Here is a 15571-nt window from a genome sequence, read left to right as displayed (position 1 = left end):
GTGATGTCAATACATCAGCTTCATTTTCAACATAATCAAATGAATCATTATATAAACGTGATTTTCCCATATATTCATCATCACTATCATAACTAGAATCAAAGTTTGTGTAATAATACATATATCTTGTTTTTTCAACATCTTGATGTGTTGAATAGTCATAACCCTGATAAGTTTCTTTAAAGACAAAGACTAAATAATTTCTTTGATATTCAATATTTTCTGTATTTTCTTTAATATAATAAGACTTATAGAAAGTTCTTTTTGAATCAGTATCATAATAAGATGAATTTGTTGATTCTTGTAATGCAGCATCGTATGCTTTTTGATAAAGCGTTTTATCAATTTCAGAAGCACTTTGATATTTCACAATTAAACCTGAAACATCAAATTGTTTTGATTCTTCTTTTAAAACAACTTTTAATTGTTTAGCTGTTTCCTTTGAATATACGGCTGTTACTGTTACTTTATCACCATTAGAAAGTTCTCCATTATTTTCAATATCAAATGAAATATCACCAACAAACTGTGCTAACTGAGCATTAGTCATATCATAGTCAATATCTGACTCATCAATATAGGCTTCCCCAGCACCATCATATCCATCATATGATACGGTCATGTTTGCAAAAGCATCAATAACTGTTTTATTGAAGAATGTATCCCAAATCTTATATCCTACAAAAGCAAGCACAACAACAATGACAGCACCTAAAATCATTTTCCCATTTTTTGTTTTCAAAAATGCAATAGCTTTTTCTTTTGTAATGACTGGTTCAGCAGGTGTCTTCACTTCTTGTGTTGGAGCTGCTGTATCTTCTGTAACTGTTTGATGGACTGGTGGTGGTGATTGAATCGTCTGTCCTTTACCTGCTGGTAAATAAGCATCTAAAACAGTCACATGAATCACTTGATCTAAACGCAACATGATAAATAAATGTAATAATGCTGAAGCAAAAACAAGAATACCCATGATAGTTGTGAAAGTTTGATTTCCGCCCAAACCTTGTAATGAATCACCTAGATCTATCATCTGGAATCCAAAAAATACAGAAAAGACTGTGTGTAAAATAGCATCCCATAAAATACCCTGAACTTTTTCTGTCTTTAAATAATAAAGATATAAAAGTACAGTTACAACAATCACACCTAATACACCAACCATCAAAAAGATAGCCCAATTTATAAGACTTGATAATGAACCCATCAAACTGAATACATCTGATGCCATAGTCGCAATTCTCCATAAACTGATAGATAATATCAAGTCAAATATGAGAATCAATAAACATAGTGGTTTAAAAGAATATGTTTTTTTCATTGTGATTCCCCTCCTTCATCGGGATTTGATTCTTGAGAAGAACTCTCCTGATTAACGTTTATAGCCTCACCACAAAGTAGTGATGGTGTATATGGCTGTAAGAATGAAAGATGAATCACACGATACATCTGTAAAAGAATAATAATGTGGAAGATAGCACCAATGAATGTCACAACCAATGTCAATTGTAAACTTCCTAGAATTGATGCAACCATATTACTTTCTGATTGTGTAGACCCCCATATCAATGATCCTAATCCTCCCATGACTGTTGACATGATTGTATCAAAGAAGCGTAAGAATAAAACAAATTCAATTGCCCCTATAACACAACTGATAATGATGGCTATTTTTCTTTCTTCATAAATAAAGAATACAAGTAATAAAATGGCAATCACCGCTGTTGCGACAATGCCTAATAAAAAAATCAAAGAAGCATTTGTCAATGAATCTGTTGAAAAATTCGCCAAGCTTGCATAATCACCCGAACTTGATGCATTTGCAAGACTGTTTAACGGTGAATAAATCATATATGTTCCAATGAGTGCTATAACATTGACAATAGCCGTTGCGATAGCCAATGGAGCATATTTTAATTTTGGTTTCATAATAACCCCTCCCTTTTACTTATTATATCATATTTTGACATAGATAGACTTATTTTCATGTTGTCTACAAAAAAAAGGCCAGACGTTTTGATTCGTCTTAGCCTTCATTTCTATTATTTTAATAAGCTTTCTCCAGTCATTTCTTTAGGGATTGGTAATCCTAATAACTGTAAAATTGTTGGAGCTAAATCTCCTAGTTTTCCACCTTCTTTTAATTCTAAGTGTGTATTTGTTAGAATTAAAGGTACTGGATTTGTTGTATGAGCTGTAAATGGATTTCCTTCTTCATCCAATAGTCTTTCACTGTTACCATGGTCCGCAGTAATTAACATTGTTCCACCAAGTTCAAGAACTTTTTCATAAACTTCTCCAACACATTCATCAACGACGCTGACTGCTTTGATAGCTGCAGGAATAATTCCAGTATGTCCAACCATATCACAGTTTGCAAAGTTGACAATGACAACATCATAGATATCTTTATCTAATTCAGCAATTAATGCATCTTTAACTTCATATGCACTCATTTCTGGTTGTAAATCATAAGTGGCCACTTTTGGTGAATTAATTAAAACACGAGTTGCTCCTTCAATTTCTTTATCAACTCCACCATCCATAAAGAATGTGACATGCGCATATTTTTCAGTTTCAGCAATTCTTAATTGTTTTAATCCTTGAGCTGATAAATAATCACCTAAAGTATTTGATAAATCCAATGAATGGAATGCGATATCTCCATTAACAGTATCAGCATATCTCATCATACATACAAAATGAATATTTTGTGGTTTATCTGCTGGTTTAAAGTTATCATAAACATCAGCAGTGAACACATTAGACATTTGAATCGCTCTATCTGGTCTGAAGTTAGCAAAGATAATAGCATCATTATCTGCAATAGCACCATTTGTATCTGGATTATATCCAGGAATCACGAATTCATCATAAACTTCTTTCGCATATGAATCTTTGACATATTGAACTGGATCACTATAAGTTTCACCAGATTTTCCAATTAATGCGTTATATGCTAATTCAATACGATCCATTCTTTTATCTCTGTCCATAGCATAATATCTACCAGAGATAGAAGCAATTTGACCAACACCAATTTCATCCATTTGATCTTGTAATTCTTTCACAAAATCAGCACCACTATCAGGAGCTACATCTCTACCATCTAAGAATGCATGGACATAAACTTTTTCTAAACCTTGATCTTTTGCAAGTTTTAACAATGCATAAATATGTTCATTTGAAGAGTGAACACCACCATTTGATAATAATCCCCAAATATGTAACTTAGAATCATTATCTTTTGCATGTTGAATTGCTTTTAAGAAAGCTTCATTTGTAAAGAATGTTCCATCTTCTACAGCTTTATTAATGAGTGTTAATGATTGGTACACAATTCTTCCCGCACCAATATTTAAATGCCCAACTTCACTATTTCCCATTTGTCCTTCAGGTAATCCAACGGCATTTCCACAAGCTTTTAAAGTTGTTGTTGGATACATGGCCATTAAATCATCTAAATTAGGTGTATTTGCTAATTTTACCGCATTTCCATCAACACGATCAGTTAATCCATACCCATCTAAAATACATAAAACTACAGGTCTTTTTTTCATATTCTCTATACCTCCATACGCGTTCATTATACAAAATTTGACTTAAAAAATAAAGTTATATATACATTTTATTTTCTTTTTCTAGGTGTAGAAATCATATAGATACCTATAAAACTAATAACCAGAGGCCAATAAGCTTTAATACTTGTTTCCAGCTGTTGAATAAACTCATTTTGTTGTTCATGATTAATCGTTAAAATCACACCTAACATCATCATAATGATACCTATATTCTTTCTTAAATTCATTGTCATCACCAATGATATTTTAACATCCCTTATTTACGAACTTTGTCACTATCAAGCACTGAATGACAAAAGCGAAGCAACCCTCTTAAATCTACTGGTTCTCTCCCTTTTTGTGAATAGACAATCACTTCCAGTCGATTATATTCAAAACGATTAGAGTGAATAATACTATTAATATCACGTCGTAATTCTGATGGTATAACAACCATCAAGTTTTCAGACATCTTTCTAAGTAAAATACAAAGTGTAGCCAGTGACAATTCTAAATCCAAAATAGCTTTGGTACGATCATGTGTCAAAATATAAGAATCAAAAACACCTTTTTTATTATCAATCTGATTAAATCTATTTAAAATCATCTCTACTCCAACCACATTATCTTCCAAAGCTTCCATATAACATAAACGTTTTAATTCTCTTTTATTTCCCATAATATATCACCTATTTTTATTATACAGAATTCATAAAAGAAAGCATAGAAAAAAGGCTATAAAAGCCTTTAATTCTCACGATATAAACGATATAAACCATGCCCATAATAAATCATCGCAATAATCATTAAAATAAGCGTTGAATAAATCAAAATTGATGAAATCATTGTTCCTGGAATATAAAAAGCAACCAGAATAATAGATACAATAAAGAATACAGCTGTTGCGACCTTACCAGGCATTTGAGCTTGAGAAAGATGTTTATCTTTTTTACGATAAATATAATATCCCACAAACAACAACATACCATCTTTCAAGACAATAATCGCAACCAGCCATGCATAGGCTGGATAAGTATACATTAATGTACATGCCACTACAAACTGTGTCAATTTATCAGCCACAGGGTCAATCAGCTTACCGAGTTCTGTAATCATATGACATTTTCTGGCAATAAATCCATCAAGAAAATCACTTAAACTTGATAGTACCAAGATAATTGCCGCTACAAAATGCCCTTCATCCGACTGCAAATCAAAATATGCCCATAAAAATACGGGTACGAGTAATATACGAAAATAACATAATATATTTGGAATACTAAAAATTTCTTTCTTTGTAAACATCATATGTCCCTGCCTTTATATATTCCCTATTATAAGGAAAATAGATAGTGAAGTCAACGTATGTTATTTTTGAATATATTCGATAATATCCTGAATAATTTCATCTTGCTTCAATGAAGAAATATCTATCTGATGTGAAGATAACTTATCATAACAAGACATACGCTCTAAGCTTCTTTTGATGATGCTCTCTTCTCTTAGACCTAAGTCAATATCTTTTTGAAGATGTTGTCTTAATGTCTGTTCATCACAGACAAGGGATATTGAATAAACCTGACAGTCATCTAAACAAAGACGATCACAAATTTGGTCAATGATAGATTGTTCATGCATCACCCAACAAAAAATAATATTTTCAATCACAGAGCAGTCAATAAAAGACTGTAACTGATATACAATATTATTGATGACCATGGCTTTGGTTTCTTCATTCACAATAAAAGGATGCATATCCCAACACCAATCACCATCTAACATAACGCTATGATTTAATTTCTTTTTTAAAAGTTGACTCGTGGTTGTTTTGCCAACTCCCATCGTTCCACCAATCATAATAAACCTTTTCATATAACCTCCAAAAAAAGCTTCGGGTCTTTTCCCAAAGCTTTTAAAATTTCAAGAATTTTCTAACTGATACAAAACTTCCAATCAAACCAACACCACATCCTAAAGCAACCATTATTCCTGAACAATGCCAAATAAATGGGAATGGTTCACGCATTGATAACATGGCTGGCAATAAATCCACAGCTCCACTGTATATCCAATTATATCCAAAATACATCACCAGAATAGGAACAATAGAACCTAATAAACCAATAAAAACACCCTCAAGCATATATGGTAAACGAATATACCAGTTGCTTGCTCCAACCATACGCATAATACTGATTTCTGTTTGACGTGATGTAATTGTAATCTTGATTGTATTGGCAATCATAAACAATGCGATAATAGTCAGTCCTACAACGAAAATAGCACCACCATTTCTAACTGTTTCTAAACTATTCACTAAAGAATTTGTAGAGTCTCCACCAGATGTCGCTTGATTGACATGTTCTAAACCACTAATCTGATCAGCTACCGTATCTATTTCTTTGGCATCGTCCACTTCAACAACATAAGCTGCTCCTAAAGGATTGTTTTCACGATAACTTTCAAACAATTTTTTCCCATCTTCATCCTGCATTTCAATTAACTTATCTAACTCATTTTCCTTAGATGAAAAAGTTGCTTTTTTAACGCCATCAATTTTTTCAATTTCAGGCAATATCTGTTGTGCTTCTTTATCACTGATTTCTCTATCCATCTGTACATAGATTGTTAAACTATCTTCAATACTATAAGTCATATCCTGAATATTAATCGCAATAACTCCAATCACTGCAATTAATAATAAGGTTATAGTCACTGCAAAAATAGATGATACAGACATAACGCCATTACGCCAAATATTTTGAAAAGCTGTTTTACAGTGTTTAGGAAAGTTTCTTATACAACTAATGAATTCCATCAACATAACCTCCTACACTTGTATCCGTTTTAATACAACCATCTTCAATTAAGATTGTTCTTTTTTTATGTTTTTGAACAATTTCTTTATCATGTGTGACAACTAATATTGTTGTATGATTAATTTCATTAATTCGCTCTAATAATTCTATAATTTCATGAGAAGTATCAGGATCCAAGTTTCCTGTTGGTTCATCAGCAATCAAAACTTTAGGATTATTCACAATCGCTCTGGCAATCGCTACACGTTGTTGTTGACCACCAGATAATTCATGAGGAAAAGCATTGGCTTTATCTTCTAATCCAACAAGTTCTAATGTTCTTCTCACTTTTTTTCTGATTTGAACTTTAGGTGTATCAGTCACTTCTAATGTAAAAGCTACATTTTCAAAGACTGTTTTTTTAGGTAATAATCTAAAGTTTTGAAAAACAACACCAATATTTCTTCTAAAATAAGGAACCTTACGATCTTTAATTTTAGAGACATCCTGTCCTGCTACTATAACTTTACCAGAACTGGCTTTTTCTTCACGATACAATAATTTGATGAAAGTTGATTTACCTGCACCAGTTGGACCAATGACATAAACAAACTCACCATCACCAATATCAACATTCATATTATTAACGGCTCTTACACCGGTTTTATATACTTTTGTTACATTTTCAAGTTTTATCATCCAATCACCTCTCGACATATTATAACATATATTTCAACGAATAAAATGGGAAATAATGGATTTCTTGTAAAATCATAATGAACACATTTTTCTGTTTTTCTTTGTTTTCTTTTTAAAATTTTGTATAATAATATTAGAGAGGTGGTATGCATGAGAAAATGTCCAAGATGTCATAAAGAAATGAAAGAAGATTGTTATATTAAAGATACTGCACAACCTATTAGCGACTTTACAATCATCGAAAAAAATGAAAACCTGAAGAAAAAGGAATATGCTTTAAAAGCGGCATTATGTAAATCTTGTGGATATGTTGAATTATATGTAGACATCAATGAGGATTAAGTCCTCTTTTTCTTTACTTTTTTATTTTTTTATATGAAAAAGCATGTTATAATGCTTTCACGAAGGAAGTGATTACGATGTGTGGAATAGTTGGATTCGCACCTGTTAATGAAAATGCAAGTCAAATACTAAAAAAGATGATGGATCGTATTGCTCATAGAGGGCCTGATGGTGAAGGGCAGTTCATTGATGATTATGTAGCTTTAGGACATCGTCGTTTATCTATTATAGATTTAGCTGGTGGTCAGCAACCTATGAAATCTGATCATTTGGTCGTTGTCTTTAATGGAGAAATATATAATTATCTAGAATTAAAAAAAGATTTAGAAGCCAAAGGGCATGTTTTTCAAACTCATAGTGATACAGAAGTTATTTTACATGGTTTTCAAGAATATCGTTATGATGTTGTGAATTATTTAAGAGGGATGTTTGCTTTTGCATTATATGATACTGAGACACATGAGTTATTCTGTGCCAGAGATCATTTTGGAATTAAACCTTTCTATTATTATGATGATCCTGCTCATTTCTTATTTGCAAGTGAAATCAAAGGTTTCTTAGATCATCCTGATTTTAAAAAAGAATTAAATACTGAAGTCTTAGATATTTATTTAAAAATGAATTATGTAGCTGGTGAAAAGACTTTCTTTAAAAATGTTAAACAATTGTTACCAGGACATTATCTTATTTATAAGGATCAAAAGATTCAAATTAAACGTTATTATCATATTGAATTCAAAGATCAATATAAAACTGATCAGGAAATGATTCAAGCTATTGATCAAATCATGAAAGATTCTATCCAACATCATTTGATTGCTGATGTTGAAGTTGGATCATTCTTAAGCAGTGGGATTGATTCATCATATCTTGTTTCATTAGCGAGACCTCAACATACTTATACAGTTGGATATAATGATGAAAGATATAATGAAATTAACTACGCTAAAGATTTAACACAACAATTAGGTATTGAAAACAAAAGTAAGATTATTACTAAAGAAGAATATTTGGAAGTCTTACCAAAGATTATGTATCATTTAGATGAACCAACTGCCGATCCAGCTGCAGTCGCTTTATATTTTGTTAGTCAACTTGCCAGTCAGGATGTCAAAGTTGTTTTATCTGGTGAAGGTGCTGATGAATTTTTTGGTGGTTATAATACTTATCGTGGGGATATTGATAGTGGATTGTATGGAAAAATTCCTTTCTTCATTCGTCATGCTATTGCATCTATATGTAAACATCTACCCACATTTAAAGGTATTCCTTTCTTAATTAGAAATGGTGAACGTATTGAAGATTATTATGTAGGTGTTAATCCTGTGTTCTCTGATAATGATTGTAAACATTTATTAAAAGATACAAGTCATTTACATAGTCATAAAGATATTGTTGGAAATGTCTTTGATCGTGTTCAAAAAGCAACAAATATTCAAAAAAGACAAGCTTTTGATTTACAAACTTGGTTTATTAAAGACATCTTGCAAAAAGGTGATAAAATGACAATGGCTCATTCTATTGAAAGTCGTGTTCCTTTTACAGATAAAGAAGTTTTCCAAGTCGCAAGTCAATTAAAAGATAATCAAAAAGTCACAAAAGAAAATACAAAAGTCTTATTAAGACAAGCTGCTAAAAAAGTCATTCCTAATGAAGCTTACAAGAAAAAGAAATTAGGTTTCCCTGTTCCACTTAGAGAATGGATGCGTGAAGATGATCTTTATCAAAAAGTTTATGATGGTTTACAGACACCTATTATTAAACAATTGTTTGATGATCAAAAACTATTATCTATGTTAGAAGACCATAAAAATCATAAACATGACTATTATAAAAAAATCTGGACTGTCTATTGCTTCTCATTATGGCATCAGGTTTTCTTTGCAGAAGAATATGAACACTAAGTTAAATATCTTAGTGTTTTTTTGTTATAGTTATGAAGAAAGAAAAACTCAAATCTTAGTTGATGCTAATGGTAAGGTTACTTTATCGCTTCATTAGCACTTATTAGTGTAGGAATTCTTGTTGTTAATAAAAAAAGAAAATCATTATAATCATATATAATGGAAAAGCTGATTGAGTAAGTCACAATGAATGACTTATTCATATCAGCTTTTTTTATACAACACTAAGTTTAATGATTGCGGACATACTTGAAAATGATAACTGTCTGCCTTATACTCTTCACCATCAATATTACAGCTATAGTGACAGTAAACTGTTGCTTCTTTCACTTTATAATAATGGACTTCATGCCGTTTATGTAATTGATGTGATAAAAGATAAGTGACTAGATAAGGTATTTTGATCTTTGGTACACGATCAACAACACAGATATCCATATAACCATCCTGAATTTGAGCTTGAGGTGTGATTTGAAAACCACCACCATAATATTGTGCATTATTTAATGTACAGAGAATCGTCTGATTATCATAAAGACATTTTCCATCTGATACAATCTTTACATGATGATTATCATAACGAAATACTTGTTTAAAAATAGATATAATATAACTCTGTGATTCAGGTACAAATGGAATATCTGGAATATCATGGACTTTATTCGCAATCATACTATCTAATCCAAAACATGCTGCATTAAGATAATATCTGTCATTGATTTGAATGGTATCAACTTTTTGGCTTTCTTGCTTTAATGATTGAATTAATAGTTGACGGATATCCTTTTCTTTTGTAAGTGTACGACAAAAATCATTCCCCGTTCCAAAAGGTAAAATAACGAGCTCATGTTCACTATGTACTAACGCCTGCAACAAGCCATTGATTGTTCCATCTCCACCAACTGCATAAAATCTTGATGGTTCTAAACAATTTTGAATGTATTTTTGACTATCTTGCATTGATGTTGTATAAACAATTTCATATACATATTCCTGCATGATATCATGAATCACGCCTTCTAAATCATGATGACGCTTTGTATCATGCATCATAAAAATATGTTTCATTTTTCCCACTCCTATAGACAATGTGTTATATATCTTTGAAAGCTCCCTTTTTGTATCATAGCTTGATCTTTCATATGATATCCTATATTTATTAATTCTTTTTGCATTGGAACATGTGAAATCAAAACCAGCTCTGCTGCAATATCTCTGGTCTTTTCTAAAAGTTCGCATTGTTGCTGATATGTAAATGGACTATATACACCATAAGGAATATCTAAAATACAGACATCATATGTTTTCTTTAATGTTCTCATATCACATCTTTGAATCAATAATGGATCATACCCATAATGTTCTAAGTTCAATCTTGCCTGATAAGCCACATATTTATTGATATCATAACCAACAATATGAGCATTCATGCTCAATCCTTCTAAAACAACAGTTCCTACTCCACAACATGGATCAACAATCGTTTTAAATAAATCATTTCCTAAAGCAATATTAACAACTGCTCTCGCATCTCTTAAGGCTAATGAATGTGAATATGAATAAGGTTTATCATTATGTTGATTCCAGCTCATATCATTTTGATAAATACCAAAATACCATATTTCATGAATTTTTGTAATCGCAAAAATTGTTTGAGGATGATGCATATTCACTGATCCAGCAATAGGCAAGGCAATCTGCTTACATTTATCAATTGATTCCTGATATGGCACATGTGTGATTTCGTTTTTTAAATAGATGACTTTAAAATCATAATAACAATAATTCTGTTGTTCAATAAAATTGACTATTTCATCAAAACAGGCACTTTCATATAAAATATTTAATTTTCCCCTGATATAAGCACTTCTGGAATAATCAAAATCCTGATTCGTTATATAATATTTTGTTTGCATATTTTCATGAAAAATATGTCTAAATTCCATTTCACATAAGTTCTGTTCATGTGGCGAATAATTATAAATATATAAATATTTCAGCTTGTTTCCCTCATTTCTTACATTTTTGTTATCTTGATTATTTATAGTATACATAAATTTAGAAATGTTGTAAAATAGAGATACGTTTGGGAGGTGTTTTTTATTTTTGGGATTCAGTATTTAAAAACACATTTTACACATCATCAAAGATATATCATTGTTGCTGTTTTTTCAATGTTTTTACCTTTTTATATGTGTGGAGGGATTTTAATATTTTTAACACTTCGTTTATTATGGAAAGGGGAAATACAGGAAGCTTATAGACAAATACCTAAAAGTCGTTTTATTATTTATTTTAGTTTATTAAGTGCTATTGTTTCTCTGTTTTATCAAAACTATTATGGTTTTGTTTGTAGCATTGGTATTTTAGTGATTTTATCTTTTGTTTTATATTATCGTATTCATATTGATTCACGATTATTTGAATATATAACAAACTGTATTATTGTTTTAAGTATTTTTGCAGCTTTATATGGTTTAATTGAATATATTGGTATTTTGAATTCTTACAATATTGATCAATTTGAAATCATGATATTCAATCGTCCTCAAGATCGTATTAATTCCGTTTTCTTTAATGCTAATTACTATGCTATGATGATTGAATTCTTTGTTTGTTTAACTTTCTATAAAATATTAAAAATTAAAGATATAAAATTAGAATGGAAAAAATTTATTTATTATGTCGCAGTCATTGGATTAAATCTTTTTGTTTTATTATTAACTGCCTGTCGAACTGCATGGCCTGCATTAGCTGGTGGCATTTTAATTATGTTGATTGTAGACAAGCATCATAAAACATGTGCATGCATATTAGCTCTTGTTATTGTGGCTTGTATTTATTTCCTATTAAATCCATCAAAATTCCCACGTGTTGATAATATTGTTGCTTATTTCATGACACGTGCTGGTATCTGGGAAGTTGCTATTCAAAATATTATAACACATCCTTTGTTTGGTGAAGGCCCTATGACTTATATGCATATCTATCCATTATATCATGGTCATCCAACCGAACATGCTCATAGTATTTATTTAGATCCATTGCTTTGTTTTGGAATTGTCGGATTATTAACTATTGCTCCATATATTTATTCTAATATTCAAAGATTATATCGTTTATGGAAATTAAAAGTTGATAAGACATTGGTTGCATTGATTGTATCCTTTACAGTGATGATCTTTATTCACGGGATATTAGATTATACTATTTTCTTTGTTCAGACTGGATTTTTATACCTTTTAATTGCCAGCTCTTTTGATGTTCATAAACATGCTTTAAAAGCTTATGAAAGCCTACGTAAGTAGGTTTTTTATGTTATAATAAATAAGAGGAGTGCGATATCTATGCACAAATGGTTCTGGTATTCTTTAAACCCTGAAGAAAAATTTCAGCGTTATAAACATTCACTTTGGCTTTTGATTCTTGCTATCATTGTGCTTTTCATTAAGTTCGATTTGATGATTGCACTTGGTTATTCTCTTGTCCTCATTATTTTTTCATATCTTGGTTATAAACATTTTCAAAGAGAAGCTATGGCATATAAAGAAAGAAAAAGTTGTCAAAAGACGTTATAAACGTTTTATGACAACTTTTTAAAATAAACCTAAACGATGCAATTCATGATAAATTCCATCATCCTGTACACTTTCACATATAGCATTTCCATATTGTTTGAGTTCTTTTGATCCATTTGCCATGACAACACCATATTCACAAGTCTGAATCATCGCATAATCATTCATACTATCTCCAAAAGCAATTGTATTTTGAATAGGAATATTTAAATATTCACATACCTTTTCAACAGCCGTTCCCTTATCTGTTCCTTTCATAATAATTTCACCATTAATGACATCTTGAGAAAAGATTTCATGAATGACAAAATGAAATTTATCTGATAGAACACGTTTAGGTTCTTCTAAATCTTCCTCTTTTTCACACATAAAACATAGCTTTTGAATAGGAATAGGATTTTCATCATATTCCTTTAATGGATGAATATTAAAATGTTCTTTTTGTTCATTTAATAATCTCTGTAATTCAGAATTTAAATTTTCTCCATCTTTTAAACGATGTTTTACAAATTCATAATTCATCTTTTCATCTTGAAAAGTCATATGATTAGCTTCTAAATTATATAAAATGTGATGCTGATCAAAAATATGTCTTGCCAGTTGAATATCTTCTTGACTCAAACATGATTCAAAGATTTTTTGACCATGCACCTCAATATATCCACCCGCACTACTGATAATACCATCGAAACCAATTGGAAAAAGTGGTCTAGCTCCTGCATAACTTCTTCCTGTACATAAAAAGACTTCATGTCCATTTTTTTGAACTTGATGAATAGCTTCTTGCACCTTTGGTGATACTCGTCCATCTGGCAATGTCAATGTTCCATCTGCATCTAAAAAGATTAATTTCTTGTCCATCAAATCCCCCTATTTTCATTATAATCAAATCTCTATAAAAACCAAATTTGTTTCAAATACTGCAAATCTATAATCTCTTTTCAAAGTGTCCATCCACTGACATACCTTCAAAAAATAAAGTAAATGCTTGTGGATCAAGACCTTTAATAATATGTTTGAGTTGATTCACTTCATATTTACTAATCACTGTTACCATAACATAAGTATTTTCTTTTGTATAAGCACCTTTTCCTTGCCAAAAAGTCATTCCACGTCCCATTTCAGATAAAACTTTATTTTGAATTTCTAATTGTTTTGTAAAAATAACACATGTTACATTGATATTTTGATAATGAGTTTTATCTAAAACAAGTGTAAAACATGTCGTATAAATGGCAGAATAAATGGCTATTTCAATATGAAATAAAAATGCACACACAACATAGATTGCTAAATTAATAAATAATGATAATTTTCCTACTGAAAAATGTGGTAACTTTTTTGTAAAATAGACACCTAAAATGTCTAATCCTCCACCACTTCCAGAACAGCGTAATGTTAGACCTATACCAAATCCAGTCACAATTCCACCAATAATACAATTGGTAAGAATATCATCAACAAGTGGTGTTGTTGGAATCATGATGAATGTTAAAAAGATAGTTTGAGAAATAACAGATAATAGCGTTCTGACAAAAAAACGTTTAGAAATGGTACGATAAGCTAACATAAATAGAGGTATGTTAATCGCAAAGTTAATAATTCCTGATATATCTATTGAAGATGGAAACATGCCATTACTGATTTGTTCTAATAGTGTTCTTATAATTTGAGCAATTCCTAATACCCCACTACTATATAATTGCACAGGTACTACAAATAAATTTACTCCCAATGCAAAAATAAATGCCCCTAATATAATGAAAAAATATCTTTTACTTTCCTGATTCAAAATCATATCGCTCCCCCTTATAAAGAAAAAAACGCAGTTGCGTTTTTACATATGGTGCCGACAACAGGACTTGAACCTGCAACCTGACCATTACGAGTGGCCTGCTCTACCGATTGGAGCTATGTCGGCATCCTGTATTATTATAATACAAAAAGGAATAGATTTCTACTATTCCTTTGGCACAATTTTCTTTAATAAACCATTATTTTTTAATCTTGGAGCCATAGCCATATACAGGATTGATGAAATAACAATGGCCATCAAAGCATTCACTGTTGTTGTTATAGCATTCCATGAAGCTAATGCTTTTGCTGCATTATCAGGAGCACCTAAAATAAAAGCTGTATAAAAATAAGAAAAAATAGGTTCTCCAATCACATTAAATAACATACCTGCTGTAGCTGATAAAATAACTGCTTTCCATAACGCTTTCCCTTGCTTATGCTGGATATGAAAAATACGATGTGCAACCAAACCAGTTATGATACCAATCCCTAATTTCAAAATAATTGTTTTAGGCGCTACAATCACATAAGCCGGATCCAACAAATCTGCAATTCCCATACCAATAGCACCTGCAATACCACCAGGTAATCCCCCTAGCAATAAAGCTGCCAATACACAAAAAGTATTTCCTAAATGAAAAGATGTAAATCCACCTGGTGTGGGAATCTTAATCTGTAAAAACATAAATGATATATAACATAAGCCAGCCATTAAACCAACTAAAACGATTTTCAATATTTTTGTATTCATATCTATCACTCCCTATATGACTAACAGTATATATGAATATTGGTCTTATGAAAATATCCAGTTTTGTATTTTTTTATATATCCAGATTGAGTATAATAATATCAAGGAGCTAACTATATAAAAATCAAGTCATTTGATGAAA

Annotated in this window: 18 protein-coding genes and 1 tRNA gene; 4 read left to right on the top strand and 15 right to left on the bottom strand. The window is 30.8% G+C overall.

The genetic code is table 11. The features are described from left to right. The 9 genes from B5E79_RS12090 to ftsE all read right to left on the bottom strand — a co-directional run. On the bottom strand, window positions 1-1321 hold a 1321-nt coding region (locus B5E79_RS12090; RefSeq protein ID WP_087298202.1), incomplete at its 3' end, for a hypothetical protein. Next, on the bottom strand, window positions 1318-1929 hold the full coding sequence (locus B5E79_RS12085; protein WP_087298201.1) for a hypothetical protein: 612 nt from the start codon (window positions 1927-1929) through the stop codon (window positions 1318-1320). The genes B5E79_RS12090 and B5E79_RS12085, both read right to left, overlap by 4 nt. A 113-nt stretch (window positions 1930-2042) precedes the next feature. Continuing rightward, window positions 2043-3560, bottom strand: a complete 1518-nt coding sequence (gene gpmI, locus B5E79_RS12080; protein WP_087298200.1) for a 2,3-bisphosphoglycerate-independent phosphoglycerate mutase — start codon at window positions 3558-3560, stop codon at window positions 2043-2045. A 68-nt stretch (window positions 3561-3628) separates the two neighbouring features. Continuing rightward, window positions 3629-3808 carry a hypothetical protein gene (locus B5E79_RS12075; protein ID WP_087298199.1) on the bottom strand — a complete coding sequence of 60 codons (180 nt, stop codon included), beginning with the start codon at window positions 3806-3808 and terminating at the stop codon, window positions 3629-3631. Window positions 3809-3837: 29 nt separating this feature from the next. Next, a complete protein-coding gene (locus B5E79_RS12070; protein ID WP_087243859.1) occupies window positions 3838-4239 on the bottom strand; it encodes a hypothetical protein in 402 nt (133 codons plus the stop codon). A gap of 68 nt (window positions 4240-4307) precedes the next feature. Continuing rightward, window positions 4308-4868, bottom strand: coding sequence for a CDP-alcohol phosphatidyltransferase family protein (locus B5E79_RS12065; protein ID WP_224759493.1), 561 nt, complete (start codon window positions 4866-4868; stop codon window positions 4308-4310). A 60-nt stretch (window positions 4869-4928) separates the two neighbouring features. Continuing rightward, the gene (locus B5E79_RS12060; RefSeq protein WP_087243861.1) at window positions 4929-5432 is read right to left on the bottom strand and encodes an AAA family ATPase; all 504 of its coding nucleotides are present in this window, start codon (window positions 5430-5432) and stop codon (window positions 4929-4931) included. 40 nt (window positions 5433-5472) lie between these two features. Further along, window positions 5473-6378: a permease-like cell division protein FtsX gene (ftsX, locus tag B5E79_RS12055; protein ID WP_087243862.1), complete on the bottom strand. Its 906-nt coding sequence runs from the start codon at window positions 6376-6378 to the stop codon at window positions 5473-5475. Continuing rightward, window positions 6365-7057: a cell division ATP-binding protein FtsE gene (gene ftsE / locus B5E79_RS12050; RefSeq protein ID WP_087243863.1), complete on the bottom strand. Its 693-nt coding sequence runs from the start codon at window positions 7055-7057 to the stop codon at window positions 6365-6367. Before ftsE ends, ftsX begins: the two co-directional genes overlap by 14 nt. A gap of 150 nt (window positions 7058-7207) precedes the next feature. Between ftsE and B5E79_RS12045 the strand changes: the two genes are divergently transcribed. Both B5E79_RS12045 and asnB read left to right on the top strand, forming a co-directional pair. Continuing rightward, the gene (locus tag B5E79_RS12045) at window positions 7208-7399 is read left to right on the top strand and encodes a hypothetical protein (protein WP_087243864.1); all 192 of its coding nucleotides are present in this window, start codon (window positions 7208-7210) and stop codon (window positions 7397-7399) included. 77 nt (window positions 7400-7476) lie between these two features. Beyond that, a complete protein-coding gene (gene asnB / locus B5E79_RS12040; RefSeq protein ID WP_087298197.1) occupies window positions 7477-9303 on the top strand; it encodes an asparagine synthase (glutamine-hydrolyzing) in 1827 nt (608 codons plus the stop codon). A gap of 204 nt (window positions 9304-9507) precedes the next feature. Here asnB and B5E79_RS12035 read toward each other — a convergent pair whose 3' ends face one another. Together B5E79_RS12035 and B5E79_RS12030 are read right to left on the bottom strand one after the other, a co-directional pair. After that, window positions 9508-10371 (bottom strand): diacylglycerol/lipid kinase family protein, encoded by an 864-nt coding sequence (locus tag B5E79_RS12035; protein ID WP_087298196.1) that lies wholly within the window; start codon window positions 10369-10371, stop codon window positions 9508-9510. Window positions 10372-10382: 11 nt separating this feature from the next. Beyond that, entirely contained in the window at window positions 10383-11249 is an 867-nt protein-coding gene (locus tag B5E79_RS12030; RefSeq protein WP_241147497.1) for a TRM11 family SAM-dependent methyltransferase, read from the bottom strand. Between the two features lie 147 nt (window positions 11250-11396). On the opposite strand from B5E79_RS12030, the gene B5E79_RS12025 reads away from it, so the two are divergent. After that, complete coding sequence (locus tag B5E79_RS12025) at window positions 11397-12611, top strand: O-antigen ligase family protein (protein WP_087298194.1); 1215 nt, start codon at window positions 11397-11399, stop codon at window positions 12609-12611. Window positions 12612-12650: 39 nt separating this feature from the next. Beyond that, window positions 12651-12881 carry a hypothetical protein gene (locus B5E79_RS12020; RefSeq protein ID WP_087298193.1) on the top strand — a complete coding sequence of 77 codons (231 nt, stop codon included), beginning with the start codon at window positions 12651-12653 and terminating at the stop codon, window positions 12879-12881. Between the two features lie 18 nt (window positions 12882-12899). Here B5E79_RS12020 and B5E79_RS12015 read toward each other — a convergent pair whose 3' ends face one another. The 4 genes from B5E79_RS12015 to B5E79_RS12000 all read right to left on the bottom strand — a co-directional run bounded on the left by B5E79_RS12015 (window position 12900) and on the right by B5E79_RS12000 (window position 15429). Further along, entirely contained in the window at window positions 12900-13742 is an 843-nt protein-coding gene (locus B5E79_RS12015; protein ID WP_087298192.1) for an HAD family hydrolase, read from the bottom strand. Between the two features lie 67 nt (window positions 13743-13809). Then, on the bottom strand, window positions 13810-14679 hold the full coding sequence (locus B5E79_RS12010; protein ID WP_087298191.1) for a YitT family protein: 870 nt from the start codon (window positions 14677-14679) through the stop codon (window positions 13810-13812). A gap of 46 nt (window positions 14680-14725) precedes the next feature. Beyond that, window positions 14726-14802: transfer RNA gene (locus tag B5E79_RS12005), tRNA-Thr, on the bottom strand. A 39-nt stretch (window positions 14803-14841) separates the two neighbouring features. Beyond that, a complete protein-coding gene (locus tag B5E79_RS12000; RefSeq protein WP_087298190.1) occupies window positions 14842-15429 on the bottom strand; it encodes an ECF transporter S component in 588 nt (195 codons plus the stop codon). Window positions 15430-15571: the final 142 nt, after the last annotated feature.

The organism is Massilimicrobiota sp. An134 (assembly GCF_002160815.1).
GTDB lineage: Bacteria > Bacillota_I > Bacilli_A > Erysipelotrichales > Coprobacillaceae > Allocoprobacillus > Allocoprobacillus merdigallinarum.
The sequence above is the reverse complement of the archived record's forward strand: the minus strand, read 5'-3'. Positions and strand labels throughout refer to the sequence as shown.

Excerpts from the sequence above, each read along its gene's own strand:
- B5E79_RS12075 (WP_087298199.1), bottom strand. The coding sequence starts at position 3,808 with ATGAATTTAAGAAAGAATATAGGTATCATTATGATGATGTTAGGTGTG.
- B5E79_RS12020 (WP_087298193.1), top strand. The coding sequence starts at position 12,651 with ATGCACAAATGGTTCTGGTATTCTTTAAACCCTGAAGAAAAATTTCAG.
- B5E79_RS12045 (WP_087243864.1), top strand. The coding sequence starts at position 7,208 with ATGAGAAAATGTCCAAGATGTCATAAAGAAATGAAAGAAGATTGTTAT.
- ftsE (WP_087243863.1), bottom strand. The coding sequence starts at position 7,057 with ATGATAAAACTTGAAAATGTAACAAAAGTATATAAAACCGGTGTAAGA.
- B5E79_RS12000 (WP_087298190.1), bottom strand. The coding sequence starts at position 15,429 with ATGAATACAAAAATATTGAAAATCGTTTTAGTTGGTTTAATGGCTGGC.
- gpmI (WP_087298200.1), bottom strand. The coding sequence starts at position 3,560 with ATGAAAAAAAGACCTGTAGTTTTATGTATTTTAGATGGGTATGGATTA.
- B5E79_RS12065 (WP_224759493.1), bottom strand. The coding sequence starts at position 4,868 with ATGATGTTTACAAAGAAAGAAATTTTTAGTATTCCAAATATATTATGT.
- ftsX (WP_087243862.1), bottom strand. The coding sequence starts at position 6,378 with ATGGAATTCATTAGTTGTATAAGAAACTTTCCTAAACACTGTAAAACA.
- B5E79_RS12035 (WP_087298196.1), bottom strand. The coding sequence starts at position 10,371 with ATGAAACATATTTTTATGATGCATGATACAAAGCGTCATCATGATTTA.
- B5E79_RS12070 (WP_087243859.1), bottom strand. The coding sequence starts at position 4,239 with ATGGGAAATAAAAGAGAATTAAAACGTTTATGTTATATGGAAGCTTTG.
- asnB (WP_087298197.1), top strand. The coding sequence starts at position 7,477 with ATGTGTGGAATAGTTGGATTCGCACCTGTTAATGAAAATGCAAGTCAA.
- B5E79_RS12010 (WP_087298191.1), bottom strand. The coding sequence starts at position 14,679 with ATGATTTTGAATCAGGAAAGTAAAAGATATTTTTTCATTATATTAGGG.
- B5E79_RS12085 (WP_087298201.1), bottom strand. The coding sequence starts at position 1,929 with ATGAAACCAAAATTAAAATATGCTCCATTGGCTATCGCAACGGCTATT.
- B5E79_RS12015 (WP_087298192.1), bottom strand. The coding sequence starts at position 13,742 with ATGGACAAGAAATTAATCTTTTTAGATGCAGATGGAACATTGACATTG.
- B5E79_RS12060 (WP_087243861.1), bottom strand. The coding sequence starts at position 5,432 with ATGAAAAGGTTTATTATGATTGGTGGAACGATGGGAGTTGGCAAAACA.
- B5E79_RS12030 (WP_241147497.1), bottom strand. The coding sequence starts at position 11,249 with ATGGAATTTAGACATATTTTTCATGAAAATATGCAAACAAAATATTAT.